Origin of the sequence: Formosa agariphila KMM 3901 (assembly GCF_000723205.1) — a bacterium.
Classification (GTDB): Bacteria; Bacteroidota; Bacteroidia; order Flavobacteriales; family Flavobacteriaceae; genus Formosa; species Formosa agariphila.
Genome location: NZ_HG315671.1, coordinates 714,142 through 738,012, shown reverse-complemented (window position 1 = coordinate 738,012; position 23,871 = coordinate 714,142). Strand labels below are relative to the sequence as shown.

The following is a 23,871-nucleotide window of genomic DNA, read 5'->3' as shown; positions in this document are numbered from 1 at the left end:
TTTAATGTCTCTATACATTCTTAAGGAATATTCAAATACTTATGTGTTTGCAACGACACTTTCCATTTCGGATTTGCCATAACATATTCTACAATTTCAGGAATCATTTTATCACGCTTACTCCATTCTGGTTGCATATATAAAATACAATCCTCGTTTACTAATGCAGCTTGTTCTTCGGCAAATTTAAAATCATCTCTATTAAAAATTATAACTTTTAATTCGTGTGCTTTTGCTGACACTTCTGCTGTAGGCAATTTCATTTTTTTAGGAGACAAACAAATCCAATCCCAAACTCCAGTTAATGGATAAGCTCCCGAAGTTTCGATATGAACGTTCAATCCTTTTGCTTTTAATTGCGTGGTTAACGCCGTCATATCCCAAGTTAAAGGTTCTCCACCAGTAACCACAATAGTATTACTATGTAAAGCAGCCTTTTCAACAATTTTAGACGTCTCTGTTGGCGGATGCAATTCTGCATCCCAGCTCTCTTTTACATCACACCAATGGCAACCCACATCGCAACCACCTACTCGAATAAAGTATGCAGCAGTTCCTTTGTAAAAGCCTTCACCTTGTATGGTGTAAAACTCTTCCATTAAAGGCAACATTTCACCTTTATTCACCAACTCTTGAATCTCTTTCTTCATAAGGCACAAAGATAGTTTACATAATTTTGTTTGGGTATAAAATGTTGAAAAGATTTAAAGCCTATTCCTTCAAGATTAGTATTTTTATAAAAAAATTAAGAATCATGACTGAAAACGACACGTTTTTAAAAGAGATAACCGAGGGAAATACATTTAAAGGAGACTATATAACTATGGGTTCTGCCATATTAAATGAGCAACCAATAAAAAATGCATTTGTAAACATCCCTCTTAAAACGTTAAACAGACATGGATTAATTGCAGGAGCAACAGGCACGGGAAAAACAAAAACGCTACAAGTTATGGCAGAGAACTTGTCGGAACAAGGTATTCCTGTTTTACTCATGGATATTAAAGGTGATTTAAGTGGATTGGCTAAACCCGGAGACGATAATCCTGCAATTAATAACCGTCACGAAAAAATTGGCCTACCCTATTCATCTAAAGGTTTTCCGGTAGATGTACTTACACTTTCCGACCAAGATGGTGTACGATTACGTGCTACAGTTAGTGAATTTGGCCCCATTTTATTATCTCGAATTTTAGATTTAACCGACACACAATCTGGAATTGTTTCTGTAATTTTTAAATATTGCGACGATAATAAATTACCCCTTTTAGATTTAAAAGATTTTAAAAAAATATTACAATACGCCACTCAAGAAGGTCGTGACGAGTTCCAAGAAGCTTACGGACGAATTTCTGCAGCTTCTACTGGAGCCATATTAAGAAAGGTAGTAGAATTAGAACAACAAGGAGCCGATTTATTTTTTGGCGAAACATCTTTCGATGTTCAAGACTTATTACGTATAGATGATGAAGGTCGTGGTTACATTAATATTCTACGATTAACAGATATTCAAGATCGGCCTAAACTGTTCTCAACTTTTATGTTGAGTTTACTTGCCGAGATTTACACAACTTTTCCAGAACAAGGCGACAGCGGAAGACCAGAATTAATCATATTTATAGACGAAGCACACCTTATATTTAATGAAGCATCAAAAGCGCTTTTAAATCAGATTGAAAGTATTGTAAAATTAATACGAAGTAAAGGTGTCGGACTCTATTTTGTAACTCAAAATCCAACCGATGTTCCTGAAGCCGTTTTAAGTCAGTTGGGATTAAAAATTCAACATGCCTTACGTGCCTTTACAGCAAAAGACAGAAAAGCAATTAAGTTAACTGCACAAAATTATCCAGATTCAGAATACTACGATACAGAAAGTATACTTACTAATTTAGGAACAGGTGAAGCATTAGTATCTGCTTTAGATGAAAAAGGAAGACCAACACCATTGGCAGCAACCATGATGCGTGCACCAATGAGTCGGATGGATGTGTTAACAGACAATGAATTATCTGAATTAATTTCAAAATCAAAATTAGTAAAAAAATACAACGAGACTATTGATAGAGAAAGTGCTTACGAATTATTAAATGAAAAGATAGCGCACGCTGAAGCGGAAGCAGAACACCAAAAACAAGTTGCAAAAAAAGCACCTGCACAGCGTAAAAGTAATGCCATGAATCCAATAATTAAGGTTCTAACAAGCGCTACATTTATTAGAAGTGTATTCGGAATTTTAAACAAAGTGATAAAAAAATAATTACTTTCGCAGCTTCACAATTTTACACAAAACAAGATAATCTTAAAAATGAAAAAAAACATATTAAGCCTAGCTATTCTAGCCATTACATGCTTTAGTTGTTCAACAAAAACTGACACTTTTGCTATTTCAAAAAACAGTATTGGGAACTTAACCTCAACAACTCAAATTAAAGATTTAGAAACCGTATTTAAAAACGACTCTATTGTTAAATTCAATCCTGGAGGAGAATTTACAACAAGCTTTAACGAAATAGAAATCTTTGAAAAAGGTGGACAAAAATTATTAACGCTTACGCCTAAAACACTAAACGACTCAACCTCTTTAGTAAGTAGCGTTCAGGTTTTCGATTCTCGTTTTAAAACAGATAAAAATCTTTCGTCAATAAGTACTTTTAAAGACATTCAGACTAATTATAAAATTTCAAGCATCGACAATTTAATTAATTCTGTTGTAGTTTCTGTAAACGAATTAAATGCATCTTTTACTATCGATAAAAAAGAACTACCTTCAAATTTAAGATTCGACATGAAATTAAATATTGAAGCGTCACAAATTCCTGACACAGCTAAAATCAAATACTTTTTCTTAAACTGGTAAGCCTAATAACTATATATGAATTCAATTGTCTCTAGGCTTCTAGTTTATATTGCTCGAAAAAAACTCGGGACAAATGAAACTGTTACCCCCACAAGTTTAAAAAAAGTAGTTCCTATTGTTAGGACACTACAGGTCGAACTACGCCATGCGATTAAAGAATATATCTTTATTGCAATTGGTGTAGTATCTGCTGGATTTGGATTAAAAGGTTTTTTACTTCCAAACCGATTTATAGATGGTGGAGCCACTGGAATTTCTTTACTTTTAGAACACCTAACAGGACTATCTTTAGGAGTTTTATTACTATTAGTCAATCTACCATTCATCATTTTAGGTGCAAAAACATTCAACTTAAAGTTTGCTTTAAAAAGCATAGTAGCCATAACATTTCTAGCCTTCGTGGTTCATAATGTAGACTACCCAACTATTACAGACGACAAATTATTAATCTCTGTTTTTGGAGGGTTTTTCTTAGGTTTTGGTATTGGAATGTCTATGAGAGGAGGCGCAGTAATTGACGGAACCGAAGTGCTAGCGCTCTTTGTTGGTAGAAAATTCTCTATGACTGTTGGTGACGTTTTACTTTTAATTAATATTGTTATTTTCTCTTTCGGAGCTTATATCTTATCTATTGAAACAGCATTATACGCTATCTTAACGTATATGTCGGCCGCAAAAACAGTCGATTTTGTGGTAGATGGTGTAGAAGAATATGTAGGGGTCACCATTATCTCAGAAAAGCATGAAGCCATTCGCATTATGGTAACCGAAGAGTTAAGACGTGCGTGTACTATTTACATAGGAAAAGGTGGATATCATTTAGAAGGTGGTGCGCAAGAAAAAGAAATTATTTATACCATTGTAACACGATTGGAGCTTGCTAAAATGGAAACAGAAATCGATAAAATTGATAAAAATGCATTCATAATCATGGGCGTTGTTAAAGATATAAAAGGTGGTATGATTAAGAAAAAACCTCTAAAATAGAACCTCATGAAATCTTACAAAATCATTACAAATCCGTTTATCGTACCGACAACAGATGGTAAAATTATAAAAGAACATTTTGGAAATGCAACTACTGGCGATTCAGACATTAGTATTGCACACATGACTGCACCTGCAGGATGGAGCGAACCTTTTCAAACTCCAGAATTCGATGAATTCACTTTTATAATAAAAGGCAAAAAGCAATTTATATTTGAAGATGAAATTATAGTCTTAGAAGCTGGTCAATCTATTAAAATTGATAAAAACACCCGAGTACAATATTCTAATCCGTTTGATACTCCCTGCGAATACATTGCCATTTGTACACCTGCTTTTTCGCCAGACCATGTTAATAGAGAAGATTTATGAAAACCCTTTTAATTAAAACGGTTGGAAATTATCTTAATCTATTAAGTTATATCTCTAAACCTTATGCCGCTAATAAGGCCTTAAACTTATTCGTCACGCCAAGAAAAGGTCGTGTTTTAGAACGTCATGTCGATTTTTTAAACACCGCGTTTAACGAAGAGCTTACTTACAACAATCATACTATTATGACCTATCGTTGGTTAGGTAAAAAAGGAACCATTCTATTAGCTCATGGCTGGGAAAGTAACTCGTACAGATGGAAACCTTTAGTTACCGAATTAAATAAAAAAGGCTATTCTGTAGTTGCTTTAGACGCACCTGCACACGGACGTTCTGGAAGTAAAGAATTTAATGCCTTATTATATGCCGAATATATTAATGTTGTTGCTCAACGTTTTAAACCGCATACCATTATAGCGCATTCTGCAGGAGGAATGGCAGCAACAGCTTTTCAGAATAAATATCAATATCCAGCTTTAGAAAAATTAATTCTTTTAGGGGCGCCTTCAGAATTTAAAGATATTATTAGCCGGTATGTAAAAATGCTAGGCTATAACAAACGTATTACTCATCAGTTAAACAAAACCATAATTAAACGTTTTGGTGTGGCTCCAGATTCATTTTCTACTGCCGAAATTTTAAATAACATCAAAACAAAAGGATTAATTATTCACGATAAAAGTGATACTATTATACCTTACAACGATGCTTTACTTATAAATAAAGGATTTAAAAACAGCACATTAATCACTACAGAAGGTTTAGGACACTCCTTAAACGACGCTTCTGTAAGAGACCATATTTACAACTTCTTAGAAGCCTAAACTTATCGTATCTTTACCACATGGAAACGGAATTAAAACGAATCAATAAATATTTAAGCGAAGTAGGCTACTGCTCTCGTCGCGCGGCCGATAAACTTATTGAAGCTGGACGTGTAACTATTAACGGTGTTGTGCCAGAAATGGGTACAAAAGTAGCACCCAGCGATGTTGTTGCAGTAGACGGTGAACCTGTAGTAAATACCAAAACAGAATCTGTGTATTTAGCTTTTAATAAACCAGTAGGTATTGTTTGTACTACAGATACACGTGTTGAAAAAGACAATATTATTGATTATATAAATTATCCGAAACGTATTTTTCCTATAGGAAGATTAGACAAACCTAGTGAAGGTTTAATTCTACTTACAGACGATGGCGATATTGTAAATAAAATTTTACGTGCGAGTAATAATCACGAGAAAGAATATATTGTAACTGTGGATAAACCCATTTCGCAAACGTTTATAGAACGCATGTCTAATGGAGTGCCAATTTTAGATCGGGTTACAAAAAAATGTAAAGTTGAAAAATTAGGGACTTACGAGTTTAAAATTATTCTTACTCAAGGTTTAAACAGGCAGATTCGTAGAATGTGTGAATACTTAACTTACGAAGTTGAAACCTTAAAACGTGTTCGAATTATGAACATAAAATTAGATATTCCAGTAGGTGAATATCGTGATATTACTAAAGCAGAAATGGAAGAATTACAAACATTAATAGGTGATTCGACCAAGACATATTCTCCTGCACACAAAAGCAGAAGACGTGAATAGTTACGATTGAAACACATGATCTAGATTGGTTGTCATTGTAAAATTAACTAGTTCGCCAATCGTTCTTAATTTGGCAGTATCTCATAAACTGTGTAAGTTTTAAAATCTCAGGTTAAATATTAATCTGAGATTTTTTTATTCATTAATTTTAACTTTTACACACTTATGAAACCAGAAGATTTATTAAACGAAGACTTTTTAAAACAATTCAAGAATGCACCAGAGCTAACATCCTTTTTAGAACAGTTGCACAAACGTGGTATTGAGAAGTTACTAGAAGGGGAACTAGATGCCCATTTAGACTACGATAAGCACAAAAAAAGTAAAGCAGCCAACCTTCGAAATGGTTACACTAAAAAGAAATTAAAATCCGTTTTAGGAGAAACAGAGATTCAAGTTCCTCGAGACCGTGATAGTTCTTTTAATCCTTTAATTGTAAAGAAAAGAGAAAGTACAACAGAAGGCATCGAAAATATTATTATATCGCTTTATGCCAAAGGCATGAGTAACAGTGATATTGAAGAACAAATACGTGAGCTGTACGATTTTAATATTTCTACATCCACTATTTCAAGGATTACAGATAAGATTACAGAAGATGTTATTGCTTGGCGGAACAGGCCTTTGGAGGCCACTTACCTAATTGTTTGGATGGATGGCATCGTATTTAAAGTTAGGGAAAACTCTAAAGTCATAAACAAGACTATTTATATTGCAGTAGGCCTGAGAACAGATGGCAAAAAGGAAGTCCTAGGATTATGGTTAGGTAAAAATGAATCTTCAGCCTTTTGGATGAGTGTTTTAACCGATATTAAAGCTCGAGGAACTCAAGATATACTTATCACAGCTACCGATAATTTAAATGGATTTACGGATACTATTAAAACTATTTTTCCGAAATCAACGACTCAAATTTGTGTTGTGCATCAAATAAGAAATTCGTGTCGTTACGTGGTCTGGAAGGACAAAAAGGAATTTACTCGTGACATGAAGCAAATCTATACTGCTCCTACAAAAGAAGCTGCCAAAGCTGCTTTAAATGACTTCAAAACTAAATGGGATTCTAAATATTCTTACGCCATTAAAAGTTGGGAAAATAATTGGGATGAGCTTACAGTATTCTTTGATTTTCCTATTGAAATAAGAACCATAATCTACACCACAAATCTTATAGAAAACCTAAATGGAAAGATACGGAAATACACAAAAAACAAACTCTCGTTTCCAACCGATGAAGCAGTTATGAAATCCGTGTTTTTAGCTTTGAGAGAAAGCACTAAAAAATGGACCATGCCAATCAGAAATTGGGGAGTGATACTAAATCAATTTTTAGCTATATTTGAAAACAGGATTAAGTTATAAATAACCTAACCCTGAAATTTTGAACTTACACACTTTTTAGGATAGTATCCTTAATTTAAGTTTTTTCTTAATATTCTTTTTATGTTGGTCTACAGTATGCTGAGAAATATTTAAGCTTTCACCAATTTCTTTACTTGTTTTTCCTGTAGCTACGACTAGCAGCACCTCCTTTTCACGTTTTGTAAGGTCTTCTAGTTTACTAAGATTTTCTTCGAGAGCAATAAAACCTTCTTCCTTTTTTCTGAAATTTAAATCGGCTAAATCTATAGTCATTTTTAACTGCATTTCGTTAAATGGTTTTAGTAAGTATGCATAAGGCACGGTTTCTTTTGCTCTAGTTAATATTTCAGTATTATCGTATGCTGTTAAATACACGACTGGAACTTCTTTAATTAGCATTAATTCCTCTATAATTTCAATGCCATCTTTAACATCATTTAAATTAATATCACAAATTATAATATTGAAATCTGTTTCAAGAAAGGCCTGTTTGGCTTGCTTATAATTTCGAGCAGAAACTACGACATTTTCACTTTCTTTTTCCAAGGATTTCTTAATATCCATTGCAACAATCAGTTCGTCTTCAATTAATAATATATGTCTCATATTAATTCTATTTAATTAACAGGGTAATTGTATCACATTTTCTACGCCATTATTAGTAGACACTTTTATTGTACCATCTAACTGCTGCACCATTGTATTTACTAAGTCTAAACCCAACGTATTAGTTCTAATAGCGTATACTGAATACCCTACACCATTATCGGCCACAGTAATTTTTAGTCCTTCTTTAGAATGCGTACAACTTATTTTTAAAATATGATTAGGGCTAACTGTTTTAAAGGCATATTTATAAGTGTTCGTTATTAATTCATTTAAAATTAACCCCAATAAAGTGGTATTTATATCGCAAATACAATCAGGTTCTAATTGAAAAATCAGTTTAAACTTTTGCGTTTCTTGATCGGATAATAGATTAATTATTTTCTTAGAGAAATTCTTCAGAAAAACTCCAACGTTTACAGCATCATCATTTGAAACCAAATCATTCTGAATATACGAAATGGTTAAGATTCTATTTTTGGCAATATTTAAAACGTCTTTCACCTCTTGCTCTTCAACATTTTTAGCTTGCATATTTAACAAACTAGAAATTATTTGAAGATTATTTTTAACCCGATGGTTTAGCTCTTTCATCAAGAATTCTATATTATTTTTTTGCTCTAACATCACCGAATGCGATGTATTTAACTCTATATTTTTCTGAATTAAATCTTGTGTTCGTGAATCTACAAGAGCTGCTAACTTTACTTTATCTCTTTTTAAGAGAGAGGTTTTCACCTTATAATACACAATTCCAGACAATAAAAAGAGTCCAATAACAAGCCCTTTAAACCAAGTATCAAGATACCAAGGCGGAATAATTATTAACTGAACAGTTTTAAATTTCGAATTCCATTGCCCCACATCGTTAGATACTTTTATTTTTAAGGTATACCGTCCTGGATTTAAATTTGTATAGGTTACATTTTTCTTTTTTGTAACTGGACTCCAATCCTCATCAAAATTTTCAAGTTTATATTGATACGAACATTTATTTGGGTTTAAATAATTTATTGCCGAAAAGTTAAAAGTGAGTACATTTTCTGCACTTTTAAACTGTAACGTATCTTTAAACATTTCGTTTCTTTCTATTGGCTGATTAAATAGTTCTACAGATTCTAGATAGACATCTGGTACATAAGGATTATCGACCACTTGGTTCGGATTTATAATATTAAACCCATTTATACCTCCAAAATACAATAGATCATTATTATCTTTAAAGAACGATTTCCCATTGAATTCATTATCCTGTAAACCATCTTCTTTTGTATAGTTTTTAAAGGTTTTGTCTTCAGGATTAAATACAGACAAACCAAAATTGGTACTCATCCAAACCCTATTATTGCTATCTATTATAAGGCCGTAAACAAAATCGTTTAAAAACTCTTTCTGTTTAAAATACAAATCTGATTTTTGAGTTTCTGTATTAATATGTGTTAATCCAGAGCTTGTGCCAACCCATATATGTCCTTGCTCATCTTCAGAAATAGCAAACACTCTATTATTCGTAATTCTTAAACTATCGTTCTTATTATCTGTATAATGATTTAGAATGTTATTAGACTCTATTTCGTAAAGACCGTTATCTGTACCCAACCAAATATGATTTTTAGAGTCGATTATAGCTGATCTTGCACGATCAATTTGTAAACCATCTAGCAAGACGGGTTTAAATGTTTCGGTAATAATATCAAATTCGTTAATACCTCCAGACCACGTACAAATCCAAAGTTTATCTTTAGATATTGGAATAATTTTAAGCACCTCGTTATCTTTTAAACTCGTTTCAGAATCTTCATGCAACCACTGTTTAAAAGTATCGTTAACAGCATCATATTTCATTAAACCAGCTGTAATACTACCCACCCAAAGGGTACCATATTCATCTTTGAAAAAATCGTAGGTAATGTCTCCTTTTCCCGTGTCGTACAAAAGAGATTCTTGAGTTTTAAGATTATATTTAACAGTACCAGCATACGTTCCTAACCACAATGTGGAGTCGTTTTCTTTTTGAATTGGAAATACACTTATACGCTGATTTTCATACAACTCAGGCAATTCAACTCTAAAACTTTCAAATTTATTTTGAAACCTATTGTGATGAAGCAATCCTTCGCCTTGCGTACCAAACCAAATATTACCTTTGTTATCGCCTAAAACTTGCGTAAAACTTACTGAGGTATATTGTTTGTTTTCTTTTAAATTTTGAAAAACAACCGACTTAAAACGATCTGTTATTGAATTGTATTTAAGAATTCCATTTTCTGAATTCACATAATATTCAAAATCGTTTATTTTATAAAAGCCATCAACACCTGTTTCTATTGTGGTTTTATTTAGGGTTCCTAAAGTTTTATTATAAACCTCAACACCTTGTTCTGACCCTATATAAATTACATCTTTACTATCTATAAAACATGATACAGATTTGCTATTAAATATTGGTAACGGTGAAATGGTATTATCTCTTAAACTCAAAACTAAAACCCCAGATTCCTTAGTAGCCAACCAAACATTATTTTGATTTACAACATGAATATCTTCTACTTTATTTTCAATAGATTCGTTTGGAAGACGTATAATTTCATGTGTTTTGAGCTTTCTATCGAATAGTATAAAATTATTTTTTACTGAAAATAATAACAATTCATTATTAAGCTCAAATACTTTATATGCGTTATTTAAATCGGGTGTATTGGAATTACTAAAGAGTGAAAAAAACTTGTTTTCAGACCGTTGATACCCTTGTATTCCTTTAGAATTTGTGGCGACCCACAGAGTATCATTAATGGTTACTAAACCACGAATATGGTCGTCTGAAATGGTAGTACTATCATTTGGATTTGAGATGTAGCTTTTAAACTCGTAGCCATTAAACCGATGTAAACCATCTTCTGTTCCTACCCATAAATAGCCCATGTCGTCTAAAGCAAGAGTTTTTGTGTTTAACTGTAAAAGTCCTTGTTCTTGCCCTAAATAATTAACTTGTAATGTTTCAGAATTTTGTCCATTTATATAACTAACCCATAAAAGTATTATACATACGACGTGTTTTTTTCTCAATGAATTGACTGTAATTTAGTTTCTTAGCAAACTAAAGCTAGTTAAAAAAACGTTACAGTTGAAATTATAACAAAAAAATAAGCATAACTACGTAGTTCGTAATTATGCTTATTAAGCTATTTATTTACAGTAATTTTATGCTTTAGAACGATGTCTTTCACAAGCTAACAATGTGTTTTTTAAAAGCATAGCAATCGTCATAGGACCAACTCCTCCAGGAACTGGTGTAATAAAACTTGCTTTCTTACTCACATTAACAAAATCTACATCTCCAGTAATTCTATAACCTTTTTCTGTCGAATCGTCTGCAACACGCGTAATTCCTACATCTATAATTACAGCATCATCTTTTACCATTTCTGCTTTTAAGAAATTAGGAACTCCTAAAGCCGAAATAATTATATCTGCTTGCGAAGTAATTTGTGTAATGTTTTTTGTGTGACTATGTGTTAGTGTTACGGTAGAATTTCCTGGAAATCCTTTTCTCCCCATTAATATACTCATAGGGCGACCTACTATATGAGAACGTCCAATAACCACTGTATGTTTCCCGCTAGTTTCAACACCGTAACGCTCTAATAATTCTAAAATTCCAAAAGGAGTAGCAGGAATAAAAGTTGTCATATCTAACGCCATTTTACCAAAATTTGCAGGATGAAAACCATCTACATCTTTATCTGGATTTACGGCTAATAACACTTTTTGAGTATCGATTTGTTCTGGTAAAGGTAACTGAACGATATACCCATCAATCTCTGGGTTTTCGTTTAATTCATTAATTTTATCTAACAATTCTACTTCGCTAGTAGTACTAGACATTTTAACTAAAGTAGATTCGAAACCTACACGTTCGCAAGCACGAACTTTACTACCTACATAGGTTAGACTCGCACCATCATTACCAACTATTATCGCTGCTAAATGAGGAACTTTTTCACCTTTGGCTTTCATTTTTTTTACTTGCTCGGTGATTTCGTCTTTAATATCGTTACTAACCTTTTTTCCGTCTAAAATTGTCATGTAATAGGGTATATTATTTATTAATTAGATTTTAAATCTTAACGCATATTCTTCATGGCCTGCATCATGCGCTTTCCGCCACCACCTTGCATCATCTTCATCATTTTGCTCATTTGGTCAAACTGTTTTAACAACTGATTTACTTGTTGTACAGATGTTCCAGACCCTTTACCAATACGTTTTTTTCTACTCGCATTAATAATTGAAGGGTTAGTGCGTTCTTCAACCGTCATGGAATGAATGATAGCTTCTATATGTTTAAATGCATCGTCATCGATATCGATATCTTTCATCATTTTTCCAGCACCAGGAATCATTCCAACAAGGTCTTTCATGTTCCCCATTTTCTTGATTTGCTGAATCTGACTTAAGAAATCATCGAATCCGAATTGATTCTTTGCAATTTTCTTTTGAAGTTTTCTAGCTTCCTCTTCGTCAAACTGCTCTTGAGCACGTTCAACTAAAGACACAACATCCCCCATTCCAAGAATACGGTCTGCCATACGTGATGGATAGAACACATCAATAGCTTCCATTTTCTCACCTGTACCAATAAACTTAATTGGTTTATCGACTACAGATTTAATAGAAATTGCAGCTCCTCCACGTGTATCCCCATCTAATTTGGTAAGGATAACTCCGTCGAAGTTTAAAACATCATTAAAGGCTTTTGCTGTATTTACTGCATCTTGCCCTGTCATAGAATCTACAACAAATAAGGTTTCTTGTGGCTGAATAGCTTTATGAATTTCCGAAATCTCGTTCATCATCGCCTCATCTACAGCTAAACGCCCCGCGGTATCAATAATTACAACATTATGTCCGTTAGCTTTTGCAAAAGCAATACCTGCTTCGGCAATAGCAACAGGATTACTATTTCCCTTATCGCTAAATACATCTACATTTATTTGTCCACCAACTACATGTAATTGATCTATCGCCGCTGGACGATATACATCACAGGCAACCAATAAAGGCTTCTTAGTTTTTTTAGTTTTAAGGTAGTTTGCTAATTTTCCTGAGAATGTAGTTTTACCCGATCCTTGTAAACCAGACATTAAAATAATGCTTGGTGTACCAGACAAATTAATACCTTCTGCATCACCTCCCATTAACTCGGTTAATTCGTCTTTAACGATTTTAACCATTAATTGTCCTGGCTGTAATGCTGTTAATACATCTTGCCCTAGTGCTTTTTCTTTTACTCTAGTGGTAAAATCTTTAGCAATTTTAAAGTTAACATCGGCATCTAATAAAGCACGACGTACTTCCTTCAAGGTTTCTGCAACATTAACTTCCGTTATACTTCCATGTCCTTTAAGAACGTGTAACGCTTTATCTAACTTCTCACTTAAATTATTAAACATAAACTTTCATCAAATTTTAAGAAAGGCAAATTTAATGATTTGATGTGTATTAATAAAGAATTGATTCATAAAAAACAAAATCTTACTTTTTAAAATAAAATCAGTTATTTATGTCCGAAAATCAGTGAGATAGAACACCTTAATTGGCTGTAAAATCTATCACTCTAATAATAAATCAAGAATTTAATTATCATAAAACCAATAATTTATTGATTTTTTGTTTGATATGACAGATAAATTCTTACTTTTGGTAAACCAATCTGGTTTTCCACTTTGGTTTTCCAGAAAACTAACTATTTATATAGTATAAACAAAGAAATAACTAAACGAGAATTACACGTTTTATAATTTGAATTAGTCTTTAAAAAAAATTACGGTATTGCAATACTCGAAAATCGAAAGTATTGAAATTAGTATTAGTTTGTTTGATTTGTTTGTAAAATGGCATACCGCCAACAGCTCTATTAGCAGCGCCGGAGGGCGCTGTTAAAGAGACTGTGTTAATACATCTCCCTTCCAATTCAAAGCTATGTTCTCTAGGAACTTCTTTTTGTTCTACTTTTAATGGTATACCATATGATTTTAAATGTTTTCTAAAAAAATATTCTGGTCCATTCTTACTGTTTCCTCCAGTAAACAAAAGTGTATCTATTTTAGGATAGTATTTTAAATAACTCACCACATCTCTTAACACTATATTTTTCATTCCAAGATCTGAGGCGTCTATTTTTTCACGTTCAGCGCTTTCAACTATATCACAAATTCCAATGTTTCTTGATTTTAAAAATACCTTACGTTGTAAAATTGCTGCTTCGGTAGTTTCAAAATCTAAGTTTAGATTGAAAATAGTATTTAAAATTGGCCATAATAAACCATCAATACTCCCGTAACAAAAATCTACATCTCCGGGTTTTAAAATACCTTTTGAAAATCGAGGGGGCGGCAAAGTGCCAACAATAAGTTTTGTTGTAGAATCTGGTATAAATGGAGCATAAGGATGCCGATGTTTGAACATTATCTTTGTAGTTTTGATTAAAATTAGTATTTTAAAATAAAAACTATGGGCAGAGGAGATAAAAAAACCAAACGCGGAAAAATAAGTAGAGGTACCTACGGAGTAAATAGACCGAGAATTAAGAAAAAAGTTAGACCTGAGGAAAAAATTAATATTGATAAAGACCCTACAGTAAAGCGGTAATTACTGCTTTACTTGTTCGCCAAAACGCTTACCAAATAAATATGCAACAAATACCGTAAGTCCTATAATTGTTATGGTACTAAACACATAGGCAGCATATAAAAACACATCGTCTTTAGAATTAAAGCAGAATTCTGAAAACAAACAAGCTTCTAACTTTTTTTTAGACCATACCGTTAAAGATAAGCTCACTAAAAAAGCAATCGAAATTACCGCCAAAACATATTTGAGGTTCGATTGCTTTTTTACTTTCCCAGTGGGCTTAAACGCTTCACGTTCTTTTTGGGTACGTTTATTATCTTGTAAAGACCAACTCGGTTTCTGTTGAGAATTGCTCATGGTATCTATAGTTTTCGTAGTTAAAGCCTTTTAAATCATCGACAGTTTTCGCATCAGTATCGATAATGTATCGGGCCATATATCCTCTTGCTAACTTTGCATAAGTTGCAATAATTTTATATTCTCCGTTTTTCAAGTCTTTAAATGTTGCAGTTATTACTGGCACTTTTAATGCCTTAACATCTACAGCTTTAAAATATTCGTTACTAGCTAAATTTAAAAATAATTCGTCGTCTTCCAAGTCTTCGTTTAAAGCCTTCACGATAGACGCTTTCCAAAACTCATATAAGTTCTTTTTAGAGCCAACAGGTAATTTTGTTCCCATCTCTAACCGATACGCTTGTATTAAATCGAAAGGTTTTAAAACCCCATATAGTCCAGAGAGTATTCTAACTGTATTTTGTAATTTACCTAACTTATCTTCAGCTATTGTAAATGCATCAAAACCACGATAAACATCTCCGCTAAAAGTATAAATAGCTTGTCTGGCATTGTCTTTTGTAAACGGTAATTCCCAGTCCTGGTTTCTTTCGTAATTTAATTGTCCAAGAGCATCAGATATTTTCATTAACTCGGACAAATTTTTTGCCGATTTATTTTTCAACACCTTATTTAAACGCTCTGCTTCCTTTAAAAAAACCGCTTCAGTGGAAACTTCTGTTGGCAATTGACGTTCAAAATCTAATGATTTCGCTGGAGATATAACTAATTTCATTTATATGGGAATTATATAATTCTACGTTCTAATTGATTTCAATTTTAAAATCATTCAAATTTACTATTGAAACGACTTACAAACCATAGACGATTACTGTTATTTCTTATTTTATCATAACATTTACTTATACATTATCTGTTTCTTGATGCTTTACGTAGTGTTTCCATTTTTCAATACACTGCTCCATATCTTCTGGAATTTCTGTGTTAAAACGCATAAACTCTTTCGTTCTTGGATGTTTGAATCCTAAAGTTTTCGCATGCAGGGCTTGTCTCGGTAAAATTTTAAAACAATTATCTACAAACTGTTTATATTTAGTAAATGTAGTTCCCTTTAAAATCTTCTCTCCACCATAACGTTCATCGTTAAATAAGGTATGACCAATATGTTTCATATGCACACGAATTTGGTGTGTACGTCCCGTTTCTAGTTTACATGACACCAAAGTCACATAACCTAAACGCTCGATAACCTTATAGTGCGTCACAGCTGGTTTCCCTTTATCTTCATCTTCACCAAAAAAAACAGTGTTTTGAAGTCTATTTTTAGGATGACGCCCAATATTACCTTCAACAGTTCCTTCTTCTTCCTCTACATTACCCCAAACAATAGCAACATATTCACGTTCGGATGTCTTCTCTGCAAACTGTAAAGATAAGTGTGCCATGGCTTCTTCTGTCTTTGCAACCACCAACAATCCGCTAGTATCTTTATCTATTCTATGTACTAAACCTGGACGTCCAGAAGAATTTTCTGGAAGGTTTTCAAAATGATAAATTAATGCATTTATTAAGGTTCCAGAATAATTACCGTGACCTGGATGCACAACCATTCCGGCAGGTTTATTCACAACTAATAAATCGTCGTCTTCGTAAACAATATCAATTGGAATATTTTCCCCTACAAGTAAATTCTCGTATGGTGGATGCGCAAAAAGTACTTTAATAACATCGTTACCTTTAACCTTATAATTGGATTTAACGGCAACGCCATTAACAAAAATATTTCCAGATTTTGCAGCCGCCTGAATTTTACTTCGGGTAGCATTTTCTACAAAATTCATTAAATATTTATCAATTCGAAGTGGCGATTGCCCCTTTTCTGCTGTAAAAGCATAATGCTCGTAAAGCTCGTCTTCAGCCTCTTCGTTTTGTGGTGTATAATCACTCATAATTTAATTTGGTCTATTACCGTTTCCTAATACTAAATCGATTTTAGATGTTTTAGGTAACATATCGCCTTTCTTTATATCTTGTCCTTTATGAGATACGTGTAAAACCATATCTTTTCCAATATTGTCTTCGTATCTAATAGTTCCTACTTGAAAACCTAAAGCCTCAAGCGTTGGTTTTGCTTGTCGAAATGTACGATCTGTTAATTCTGGCACCAACACTTTTCTATATCCCGAAGGATTAAGTGTAATGTATATTTTTCTATCTCTTTTAACTTTAAAACCTGCTTTAGGATCTTGTTCTATAACCGAAAATTTAGGATAATCTGGGTTAAAATTTGCTGAATCCTGAATTTGCATCACTAATTGGTTTTTCTCTAATTCGGCCTTTGCCACAGATATTGAAGTTCCGGTTAAATCTGGAACCGTTTCAAACTCACCATGATTTGTGGTGCTGTTTAACCATTTTAACATTAAATAACTAATCGCAAAAATAGCTACTATTGCTAACAGTAAATTCAGAAAAAATGTTTTACTCGTAAGGAATTTTATAAGGCTCATGAAATAGAATTTGAAAGGCAAAGATATAAAAACCGTTCTGTTTTTACTTTTGATTAATAAATGATATTTTAGCTAAACGATTATTTCCTTTAATTGTTATTCATATGAAAAAAAACATTGCCATCATTATGGGTGGTTATTCTAGCGAGTTCGAAATTTCTCTAAACAGCGGAAACGTTGTATACCAATCACTTAACCCTTCAAAATTCAATGCTTTCAGAATCCATATTTTTAAAAACAAATGGGTGTATGTTAACAAAAATGATGAAGAGTTTCCGATTGACAAAAATGACTTTTCGACAACTATTGATGGTGAAAAAACCAAATTCGACTGTGTTTTTAATGCCATTCATGGAGCACCAGGTGAAGATGGCTTCTTACAAGGTTATTTTAAGCTTATAAATATGCCACAAACAAGTTGCGATATGTACCAAGCAGCTGTAACTTATAACAAGCGCGATTGCCTAAGTGTTTTGAAACCATATGGTATAAAAACAGCCGAAGCCTTCTATTTAAATTTAGGCGATGTTATAAACGAAGACGCTATTATAGAAAAAGTAGGTTTACCATGTTTTGTAAAGGCAAACAAAGCAGGAAGTAGTTTTGGAGTTTCTAAAGCGTATAAAAAAGAAGATTTAAAAGCAGCCATTGATGTGGCCTTTAAAGAAGATGATGAAATAATTATTGAATCATTTTTAGATGGAATCGAAGTTTCTGTAGGCGTGATTACTTATAAAGGTGAAACCAAAGTGTTACCAATTACTGAAATTGTAAGTGAGAATGATTTTTTCGATTACAAAGCCAAATACTTGGGGCAATCGCAAGAAATTACACCTGCTAGATTAACGGCCGAACAAGAAGACAAAGTAAACACTCTAGCAAAGAAAGTCTACGAAATTTTAAAAATGAAAGGTTTCTCGAGAAGTGAATTTATTTTTAAAGATGGAGAACCTCATTTGTTAGAGATTAATACCGTTCCGGGAATGACTAAAGAAAGCATCTTACCTCAGCAAGCGGCTGTGGCAGGGATCTCACTATCAGATTTATTTGGAAGTGCCATTGAGGATGCTTTAAAATAAAAAATCGTAAATTCACACAAACACCTATATTATAACCTATGAAACGTGCCATCTTCCCAGGATCTTTTGACCCTCTAACCTTAGGCCATTACGACATTATTACACGTGGCGTAAAAGTGTTTGATGAAATTATAATAGCCATCGGAATTAATTCTGATAAAAAATATATGTTCTCTTTAGAAGAACGTCTTCAATTTATTAAAGACACGTTTAAAGACGAACCTAAAGTAAAAGTAACAACCTACTCAGGTCTTACAGTAGATTTTTGTAAAAAAATGGATGTCGAATTTATTTTACGCGGACTAAGAAATCCAGCCGATTTTGAATTCGAGAAAGCCATTGCACAAACCAATAGAAAACTTTCGGAAATAGAAACAGTATTCCTCCTAACCTCATCTAAAACCTCTTTTATTAGTTCTAGCATTGTTAGAGATGTAATACGGCATAACGGAGATTATACACTCCTTGTACCGGATAGTGTAAGAGTAAAAAAAGCGCCATAATTGGCGCTTTTTTTATTAAAATTTATATTCCGAAAGTGGTTTAGGAAAATCCTCTGGATTCGCCGCCAAGTGATATCTCGGATCGTGAACATCTTCAATTATCACATCCTTAAATTTAGGATTGGCTTTGCACATTAGAATTTTACAATCTTCACTTAAATGTTTTAATTTAATAGATTTTCCTGCAGCTTCATATTTATTAACAATAACAGTAATAGCTTCTACAGCAGAATGATCACTAATTCTAGACTCTACAAAATCGATATACACTTCGTCTGGGTCGTTTTTAATATCAAACTTCTCGTTAAAGGCTGTTATAGAACCAAAAAATAGTGGGCCCCAGATTTCGTATGTTTTAATTTTTCCGTCTTCAGTAAAACGTTTTCTAGCTCTAATCTTTTTCGCATTTTCCCATGCAAAAGCAAGTGCAGAAATTATGACCCCAACAAACACCGCTATTGCTAAATCGAAAAATACGGTTACCACAGAAACGATAACAAGTACAACGGCATCAGAAACTGGAATCTTTTTCATAATTCGTAAACTAGACCAAGCAAAAGTTTCAATAACCATCATAAACATTACACCCACTAGAGCTGCAATGGGTACTTGCTCGATATATTTATCTGCAAATAAAATAAAGGTAAGTAGTGTGATGGCCATCATTACACCAGACAAGCGTCCTCTACCTCCAGCATTAATATTAATTACAGTTTGTCCAATCATACCACAACCTCCGGTTCCTCCAAGTATTCCACTTAGCATGTTTCCGGCTCCTTGTGCTACACACTCTCTGTTTCCATCACCTCTAGAATCGGTTAATTCGTCTACAAGATTCATCGTCATTAACGTTTCTATTAATCCTACAGAAGCCGCTAAGAATGCATAAGGCGCAATAAATTTTAAAGTATCTAAATTAAATGGTAAATGACTCCAAAGTTCTCCGAGGTTTAGTTTACTAGACAATTCATCGAAACCATTTAATCCAGCGCCTCCTCCATCTCTAATAAAGTCTCCTACATTAATAGAATTAAGTCCTCCGAAAATAGAAATTAAAGTCACGATTAAAATAGCTGTTAAAGCGGCAGGTACCTTTTTGGTTAACTTAGGTAATCCCCAAATAATAAACATGGTTAATAAAACAAGGCCAATCATAATATAAAGCTTATTGCCTTCCATAGTCGATTTTACAACCCCGTTATCCTTTACAGAATAAAAACCATTGTCCTGAACATTAAATACAACTTTCTTGGTATTAACATCGAAAACCTGATTATCGGACATGATAAACACTTCTTCTCCGGTGGCAATGTTGTTAATAGATTGACCATCTATAGAGAACAATTGACTACCAGAAATTAAATCGGTAACGACATTATCGTTCACATTATATACCAATTCTTTACTCTCGGTTTTTCGCATATTTTGTCCGAAAATATCTTTTGTATTCTCTTTAAACATCCCCAATTGTGCCATAAAAATAACGATGGCCAAACCGTTAACAAACCCTAGCATTACGGGATGCGGAATTAAACGCACAAATTTTCCAAGCTTAAAAATTCCTGATAATATCTGAATAACTCCCATTAACACAACAGCGGCCAGCAAATAGAAGTATCCCATATTTTCTACGGGCGTATCAAACAAGAGGCCTTTAGCATGTCCCTCCTGAATCATATGCACAAAAATAACAGCAACTGCTCCGGCTGCACCAGAAATTAAACCAGGTCGCCCACCAAAAAGTGCAGAAACTATTCCTATTATAAAGGCACCAAAAAGGGCTACAATTGGACTAATTTGAGCAACAAAGGCGAAAGCCACAACCTCAGGAATCATGGCTAACGACACCGTTATACCTGCCAACACATCATCCTTGGCATTTGGCGTTATTTTTCTTATAAAATCTGTCATGTTTCTATTTTTTAAAGGCGCAAAAGTACAGTTAAAATAAGTATACGCAAGTTCTTGCAATGATAATTTCATTAAGTTTGGCGCAAAACTATTAAGAATGAAATATTTCGCTTACGCTTTCCTTACCCTTCTACTAACGAATACGTTACATGCGCAAACCCAAAATAACTTCCTGACGCATTTCGAAAAAAGTAATGGTTTAGAAACCGCTACCTACGATGAAGTTATTCAATTTTATAAAAATTTAGCCTCAACTTATCCTCAGATTTCTATAAAAACCATGGGTAAAACGGACTCAGGACAGCCCTTACATATGGTGACTTTAAACTCTGATGCCATTTTTAATTTTTCTGAAATTCGAAAAGAGAAACGCATTCTACTCGTTAATAACGGTATTCATCCTGGAGAAAGCGACGGTATAGACGCCACAATGATGCTGTATCGCGATATTGTTCAAGGCAAAGTAAACATGCCAAAACATACAGTCTTAGTTACTATTCCAGTGTTTAACATTGGCGGAAGCTTAAACCGAAATTCGACAACAAGAACCAACCAAAACGGACCCAAAGCCTATGGCTTTAGAGGAAATGCAAGGAATTATGATTTGAATCGCGATTTTATAAAAAGCGACACTAGAAACGCTAAAGCCTTTGCCGAAATTTTTCATACCGTTCAACCCGATGTGTTTATAGATAATCACGTAAGTAATGGTGCCGATTATCAGTACACCTTAACGCATTTATTTACGCAACACAACAAACTTGGTGGTCATTTAGGGAACTATTTACATACTAAAATGATGCCTGAACTGGAACAAAATTTAGCATCGAAAGATTGGGACATCACCCCGTATGTAAATGTTTTTAACCAAGTTCCAGAGGTAGGTTTTAGTCAGTTTTTAGATAACCCAAGATATTCTACCGGCTACACTACCCTTTTTAACACATTAGGAATGATGGTAGAAACACATATGCTTAAACCGTACAAACCAAGAGTCGAAGGCACCTACGAACTCATGAAAAGCATGATTGAACTCATTGAAAAAGATTACAAGATTATAAAAACCTTGAGAGCAGAAGCAAACCAAGCGTTCTTAGAAGCTGAAACTTACGATTTAAATTGGACGGTAGACACCACTAAATTTTCCACCATACAATTTAAAGGATTTGAAGGCGAATATATAAGCAGTGCGGTTACGGGATTAAAACGTTTAAAATACGACCGTTCTAAACCTTTTACTAAAGCAGTTAAGTATCAGAACTACTTTAAACCCACAACTAAAGTCTCCATCCCAAAAGCTTATATAATTCCGCAAGGTTGGTATTCGATTATTGAATTGCTGAAATTAAATCAGGTAGAGATGACGCCATTACAAGCAGACCAAACATTTACAGTTGAAACTTATCATATTACAGATTTCGACACTAAAAAAGAGGCTTACGAGGGGCACTATTTACACTCCAATACAACGGTGACTTCAACAACAGAAACCTTACAATTTAGAGCGGGCGATTATTATATCGAAACCCGTCAGCCCGCAATTCGTTATCTTTTAGAAACTCTAGAACCTCAAGCTGTAGACTCTTTCTTTAACTGGAATTTCTTCGACACCATTCTTCAACAAAAAGAAGGATTTTCGCCTTACGTTTGGGAAGATTTAGCTTTAGAACTGCTAAACAGCAATGCAGAGCTTAAACACGAATTTGAAGCCAATAAACAATCAGATAAAGCCTTTTCCGAAAACTGGTATGCTCAATTAGATTGGATACATCAGCACAGTAACTATTATGAAAAAGCACATAAACGTTACCCTATTTTTAGAGTCAATTAAAAACAGTTATTTACAAAAAACTCCATTTTAAAACCTTTTGTTACGTGAAAATACATAGAAAGAAAAAGATAATTAAATATCTGAATATACTAGACCAGCCTATAAAATTCAATCCCTTTGTGTTTAGTTGGTCATTTTTACTTTGGGCCTTCTTAGGGCTAATTGGTGGTATTACCGCAGGAATTTATTGGATTGTTTTAGAGTTCTTGACGCATCAGGTTGCCTTTTTTGAAGGTTGGCAAGTTATTCCTGTTATGGCCATTGGTGGTCTTTTAGCAGGATTAGTTATTCATTTTATTGGAGACCCAGGAGAAATTCAACTTATTGTAAACAACATTCGTTTTAATAAAGGAAAATTAAATCCAAAGAATAATCCCTCGATGATTTTATCGTCATTTTTTTGTATTGCCTCTGGCGGAAGCTTAGGTCCGGAAGCACCATTGGTGCAAGTAACCGGTTCTATAGGTACTTGGCTTGGAAAAATATTTCGACTAAAAGGAGAAGCCCTACGTTCCTTGAGTATTGCAGGAATGGCATCTGGGTTTACAGCATTATTTGGAGCACCTCTTGGTGGTAGTTTATTTGCACTAGAAATTTTACATTACAAACATGCTGTAGAGTATTACCGTGCAATTATTCCCGCACTTGTTGCTAGTAGTTTTAGTTATATCGTGTTCGCTTTAATTGTTCATCTTGGCCTCGGTCCCACTTGGAATTTGTCCGCTTACGAGTATTCTGGGATTTTCGATTTTGGTTATGCCGTATTATTTGCAATTATAGCAACAGCTATTGGTTGGGCTTTTATTTATTGTGTAAAATTCTTTAAAATAGTGTTCGAAAAACGACCAATTCCTATTTACATAAAAACATTAATTGGCGGATTACTTTTGGGTGTAATTGCCTATTACATTCCAATTACTCGCTATTTTGGTCATCACGAGATAAACGAGCTTATAACCGAGCAATTTCCTTTAAAATTACTATTCGTTATCTTAATTTTTAAAATTATTGCAATTGCCATAACTGTCACATCGGGATGGCGTGGAGGTTTTATTATTCCCTTATTTTTTGTAGGCACCACTTTAGGTTTAATTATTCATCATTTTATACCATCGGTAAGTTTAACCTTAACTATTGTAAGCTGTATGGCTGCGATAAATGCATGTGTAACACGAACTCCAATGAGTACCACAATTTTACTAACAACCCTTACTGGATTTGGACATTTAATTCCTATTTTATTTGCGAGTTTAACCGGATATTTTCTAGCACCAAAAATTCCATTTATAAGCGCACAAAAGCATCAGGATTAAGACATTA

23 protein-coding genes are annotated in these 23,871 nt (G+C 33.6%); 12 read left to right on the top strand and 11 right to left on the bottom strand.

Translation table 11 applies throughout. The features are described 5' to 3' along the window. Window positions 1-20: 20 nt before the first annotated feature. A complete protein-coding gene (locus BN863_RS03210) occupies window positions 21-650 on the bottom strand; it encodes a 7-carboxy-7-deazaguanine synthase QueE (RefSeq protein WP_038527480.1) in 630 nt (209 codons plus the stop codon). Between the two features lie 104 nt (window positions 651-754). On the opposite strand from BN863_RS03210, the gene BN863_RS03205 reads away from it, so the two are divergent. The 7 genes from BN863_RS03205 to BN863_RS03175 all read left to right on the top strand — a co-directional run bounded on the left by BN863_RS03205 (window position 755) and on the right by BN863_RS03175 (window position 7,181). Continuing rightward, window positions 755-2,260 carry a helicase HerA-like domain-containing protein gene (locus tag BN863_RS03205; protein ID WP_038527477.1) on the top strand — a complete coding sequence of 502 codons (1,506 nt, stop codon included), beginning with the start codon at window positions 755-757 and terminating at the stop codon, window positions 2,258-2,260. Between the two features lie 48 nt (window positions 2,261-2,308). Next, complete coding sequence (locus tag BN863_RS03200; RefSeq protein ID WP_038527474.1) at window positions 2,309-2,860, top strand: hypothetical protein; 552 nt, start codon at window positions 2,309-2,311, stop codon at window positions 2,858-2,860. 15 nt (window positions 2,861-2,875) lie between these two features. Further along, window positions 2,876-3,847: a YitT family protein gene (locus BN863_RS03195; protein WP_038527470.1), complete on the top strand. Its 972-nt coding sequence runs from the start codon at window positions 2,876-2,878 to the stop codon at window positions 3,845-3,847. A 6-nt stretch (window positions 3,848-3,853) separates the two neighbouring features. Then, entirely contained in the window at window positions 3,854-4,219 is a 366-nt protein-coding gene (locus BN863_RS03190; protein ID WP_038527467.1) for a cupin domain-containing protein, read from the top strand. After that, entirely contained in the window at window positions 4,216-5,043 is an 828-nt protein-coding gene (locus tag BN863_RS03185; protein ID WP_038527464.1) for an alpha/beta hydrolase, read from the top strand. Before BN863_RS03190 ends, BN863_RS03185 begins: the two co-directional genes overlap by 4 nt. A gap of 20 nt (window positions 5,044-5,063) precedes the next feature. Beyond that, on the top strand, window positions 5,064-5,819 hold the full coding sequence (gene rluF, locus BN863_RS03180; RefSeq protein WP_038527461.1) for a 23S rRNA pseudouridine(2604) synthase RluF: 756 nt from the start codon (window positions 5,064-5,066) through the stop codon (window positions 5,817-5,819). A 165-nt stretch (window positions 5,820-5,984) separates the two neighbouring features. After that, the gene (locus BN863_RS03175; protein WP_038527458.1) at window positions 5,985-7,181 is read left to right on the top strand and encodes an IS256 family transposase; all 1,197 of its coding nucleotides are present in this window, start codon (window positions 5,985-5,987) and stop codon (window positions 7,179-7,181) included. 36 nt (window positions 7,182-7,217) lie between these two features. Here the strand turns inward: BN863_RS03175 and BN863_RS03170 are convergent, their stop codons facing one another. The 5 genes from BN863_RS03170 to BN863_RS03150 form a co-directional block, all read right to left on the bottom strand. After that, complete coding sequence (locus BN863_RS03170) at window positions 7,218-7,787, bottom strand: response regulator transcription factor (protein ID WP_038527452.1); 570 nt, start codon at window positions 7,785-7,787, stop codon at window positions 7,218-7,220. Between the two features lie 15 nt (window positions 7,788-7,802). Further along, the gene (locus tag BN863_RS03165) at window positions 7,803-10,853 is read right to left on the bottom strand and encodes a ligand-binding sensor domain-containing protein (RefSeq protein WP_038527449.1); all 3,051 of its coding nucleotides are present in this window, start codon (window positions 10,851-10,853) and stop codon (window positions 7,803-7,805) included. 135 nt (window positions 10,854-10,988) lie between these two features. Further along, window positions 10,989-11,873, bottom strand: coding sequence for a bifunctional 5,10-methylenetetrahydrofolate dehydrogenase/5,10-methenyltetrahydrofolate cyclohydrolase (locus tag BN863_RS03160; RefSeq protein WP_038527446.1), 885 nt, complete (start codon window positions 11,871-11,873; stop codon window positions 10,989-10,991). 38 nt (window positions 11,874-11,911) lie between these two features. Further along, window positions 11,912-13,240, bottom strand: coding sequence for a signal recognition particle protein (gene ffh / locus BN863_RS03155; RefSeq protein ID WP_038527443.1), 1,329 nt, complete (start codon window positions 13,238-13,240; stop codon window positions 11,912-11,914). A 361-nt stretch (window positions 13,241-13,601) separates the two neighbouring features. Beyond that, window positions 13,602-14,255 carry a uracil-DNA glycosylase family protein gene (locus BN863_RS03150; RefSeq protein WP_038527440.1) on the bottom strand — a complete coding sequence of 218 codons (654 nt, stop codon included), beginning with the start codon at window positions 14,253-14,255 and terminating at the stop codon, window positions 13,602-13,604. 45 nt (window positions 14,256-14,300) lie between these two features. Between BN863_RS03150 and BN863_RS18205 the strand changes: the two genes are divergently transcribed. Beyond that, entirely contained in the window at window positions 14,301-14,438 is a 138-nt protein-coding gene (locus BN863_RS18205; protein ID WP_084817453.1) for a 30S ribosomal protein THX, read from the top strand. Here BN863_RS18205 and BN863_RS03145 read toward each other — a convergent pair whose 3' ends face one another. From BN863_RS03145 to BN863_RS03130, 4 genes are all read right to left on the bottom strand, one after another. Beyond that, window positions 14,439-14,777, bottom strand: a complete 339-nt coding sequence (locus tag BN863_RS03145) for a hypothetical protein (protein ID WP_038527437.1) — start codon at window positions 14,775-14,777, stop codon at window positions 14,439-14,441. Further along, the gene (gene yaaA / locus BN863_RS03140) at window positions 14,734-15,492 is read right to left on the bottom strand and encodes a peroxide stress protein YaaA (RefSeq protein WP_038527434.1); all 759 of its coding nucleotides are present in this window, start codon (window positions 15,490-15,492) and stop codon (window positions 14,734-14,736) included. Before yaaA ends, BN863_RS03145 begins: the two co-directional genes overlap by 44 nt. Before the next feature lie 127 nt (window positions 15,493-15,619). After that, a complete protein-coding gene (locus BN863_RS03135) occupies window positions 15,620-16,666 on the bottom strand; it encodes an RluA family pseudouridine synthase (RefSeq protein ID WP_038527431.1) in 1,047 nt (348 codons plus the stop codon). Between the two features lie 3 nt (window positions 16,667-16,669). Next, window positions 16,670-17,227: a PASTA domain-containing protein gene (locus BN863_RS03130; protein WP_038527428.1), complete on the bottom strand. Its 558-nt coding sequence runs from the start codon at window positions 17,225-17,227 to the stop codon at window positions 16,670-16,672. A 104-nt stretch (window positions 17,228-17,331) separates the two neighbouring features. Between BN863_RS03130 and BN863_RS03125 the strand changes: the two genes are divergently transcribed. Continuing rightward, window positions 17,332-18,306: a D-alanine--D-alanine ligase gene (locus BN863_RS03125; protein ID WP_038527425.1), complete on the top strand. Its 975-nt coding sequence runs from the start codon at window positions 17,332-17,334 to the stop codon at window positions 18,304-18,306. 38 nt (window positions 18,307-18,344) lie between these two features. Next, complete coding sequence (coaD, locus tag BN863_RS03120; RefSeq protein ID WP_038527422.1) at window positions 18,345-18,809, top strand: pantetheine-phosphate adenylyltransferase; 465 nt, start codon at window positions 18,345-18,347, stop codon at window positions 18,807-18,809. Between the two features lie 15 nt (window positions 18,810-18,824). Here the strand turns inward: coaD and BN863_RS03115 are convergent, their stop codons facing one another. Further along, a complete protein-coding gene (locus BN863_RS03115; protein ID WP_038533067.1) occupies window positions 18,825-20,720 on the bottom strand; it encodes a SulP family inorganic anion transporter in 1,896 nt (631 codons plus the stop codon). Window positions 20,721-20,817: 97 nt separating this feature from the next. On the opposite strand from BN863_RS03115, the gene BN863_RS03110 reads away from it, so the two are divergent. Then, window positions 20,818-22,551 carry a M14 family metallopeptidase gene (locus BN863_RS03110; RefSeq protein ID WP_038527419.1) on the top strand — a complete coding sequence of 578 codons (1,734 nt, stop codon included), beginning with the start codon at window positions 20,818-20,820 and terminating at the stop codon, window positions 22,549-22,551. A 44-nt stretch (window positions 22,552-22,595) separates the two neighbouring features. After that, window positions 22,596-23,864, top strand: a complete 1,269-nt coding sequence (locus tag BN863_RS03105) for a chloride channel protein (protein WP_038527416.1) — start codon at window positions 22,596-22,598, stop codon at window positions 23,862-23,864. The last annotated feature ends 7 nt before the right edge of the window (window positions 23,865-23,871 follow it).